General features: G+C 40.1%; 1 pseudogene. It reads left to right on the top strand.

From position 1 onward, the window contains the following. Positions 1–1,400: pseudogene (locus ACVC08_RS02145) on the top strand (hypothetical protein); the annotation flags it as partial.

Here is a 1,400-nt window from a genome sequence, read left to right on the forward strand (position 1 = left end):
AACGCAATAGGACCAGCTTACACAAATACAACACCAGTAAATCAAACAATATACATACGCTTAGATAACACAGTAACAGGCTGCGTATCTGTGATTGGGACATTAGAATTAATGGTAAACCCATTACCAGTAGCAACAGCCCCAACGCCATTAGAATTATGTGATGACGACACAGACGGTCTAGTAGAATTCGATTTAACCGTTAAAGACGCAGAAATAATAAATGGTCAAGCGAACATGAGTGTAACCTATTACGAAACACAAGCCGATGCAGACGCAGGAACAAGCGCAATAGGCCCATTATACACCAATACAACACCGAACTCACAAGTTATAATAGCGAGCTTACAAGATAACACTACAGGCTGTTCAGATACAGTAGAATTAACCCTAATAGTTTATGCATTACCAGTAATACCAACAATAACAGACTACGAATTATGTGATTATAATAATACGGGCGACGAACAAGAAAGCTTTGATTTAACAACAAAAGATGCAGAAATAGCAAATGGCCAATTAGACGTAACCATATCCTATCACTTAACCGCAGCAGAAGCAGCAGCAGGAACAGGCGCTTTAATAAGCCCTTATCTAAACATGAGTAATCCAGAAACAATTCATGTACGAGTAGAAAACACAACCACAAGCTGTGTAAATACAAGCGAATTTGATTTAATAGTAAATCCAATTCCAGTACCAGTAGTCCCAACACCATTAGAAGTCTGTGATGATAACGTACCAGACGGCATTACACAAATAGACCTAACCATTAAAAATGCAGAAATATCAGGGAATAATCCAAATTATCAAGTCACCTATTATGAAACCCAACTAGACGCAGATAATGAAGTAAACCCAATAGGCCCAGTATACACAAATACAGTAAACGGACAAATCATTTTTGTACGAGTAGAAGACGTAAACACAGGCTGTTATGATACAACAACGCTAACCTTACAAGTCGAGCAAGCCCCAGTAGCCTGTACCCCAACACCATTAGAATACTGTGACCCAGACAGCGATGGTTTCGGAGAATTCGATTTAACCCAAGCCGATAACGAAGTGGCCTGTGGAGTAACAGCAGGATTAGTCATCACTTACCATGAAACCATGGCCGATGCAGAAAACAACATTAATGCCATCACAGGCATTTACAATAACATTGTGGTTAACATGCAAACCATTTATGTACGAATAGAAAGCTCAACCATCGCAACCGACTGTGCAAGCTTTGTAGAACTACAACTTATCGTCAACCCAACCCCACAAATAACAGACCCCACCCCATTAGAAGTCTGTGACGATGATGCCGATGGCTTTGCCAGTTTCGATTTAACCGAAAAAGAGCCAGAAATACTAAACCAATTAGACACAGACCCATCCAACGATTTAGACCC

This window comes from Pontimicrobium sp. MEBiC06410, assembly GCF_053601615.1.